We start from the raw sequence: 938 nt of genomic DNA, 5'->3' as shown, positions 1-938 counted from the left end.
GACTTTGATCTAATAAGGTCAGTGCAAAAAATGGACTGACTGCCATGCTCAAAACACCCTCTCCTCAGCAATATCAGTTTGAAACCATCACCCTCGATGAATTGGTCCCCGAAGACCATCTGGTTCGCCAAATCGATGCCGCCATTGATTTTGAATTTATCCGCGACGCCGTTGCTCATCTCTACTGTCCTGATAACGGCAGACCCGCCATTGACCCCGTTCGCCTGATTAAAATGATGCTGTTGGGGTATCTCTTCGGTATCCCCAGCGAGCGCCGTCTGGTCAAGGAAATACAGGTCAATGTCGCTTATCGCTGGTTCCTGCGTATGGCCCTCACCGAAAAAGTCCCTGACGCCTCGACCCTGAGCCAGAACCGCCTCCGCCGCTTCAACCACAGCGACGTCTTCCAGCAGATTTTTGACCACATCGTAGAACAGGCTCTCAGCCGTGGCATGGCTAACGGGCGAGTTCTCTACACTGACAGCACACACTTGAAAGCCGACGCCAACCCTCGTAGAGCGGTGAATGAAGAACGTCCGGTGGGCGTCAGTGAATATCTGGAGCAGCTTGATGCTGCCGTGGAGGCCGACAGGAAGAAGCACGCAAAAAAGCCGCTGCCCGCCGTAAAAAAGACATCCGAAAACGCCGTCGCCGTTAAGAACACCAAAGTCAGCACCACCGACCCGGAGAGCGGCTTTATGCACCGGGACAACAAACCGAAGGGCTTCTTCTATCTGGACCACCGCACGGTGGACGGGAAGCACGGCATCATCCTGGATACGCATGTGACACCGGGCAATGTCCATGATAGCCAGCCCTTTATCGGGCGACTTGAGCGGCAGGTAGCGCGATTCGGTCTGGAGCCGGTGGCGGTGGGTGTGGATGCGGGTTACTTCACCGCCGCGGTGTGCCATCTGACGCAAGAAAGGGGTATCGCG

At 55.7% G+C, this 938-nt stretch carries 1 protein-coding gene; it reads left to right on the top strand.

What is annotated here, in order from left to right; genetic code table 11:
* Positions 1-44: 44 nt before the first annotated feature.
* Positions 45-938 (top strand): IS1182 family transposase (locus WG891_RS26580; protein WP_337274590.1); only part of this gene is annotated, 894 nt, incomplete at its 3' end.

The organism is Serratia sp. MMO-28, from assembly GCF_037199905.1.
GTDB lineage: Bacteria > Pseudomonadota > Gammaproteobacteria > Enterobacterales > Enterobacteriaceae > Chania > Chania oryzae.
The sequence above is the reverse complement of the archived record's forward strand: the minus strand, read 5'-3'. Positions and strand labels throughout refer to the sequence as shown.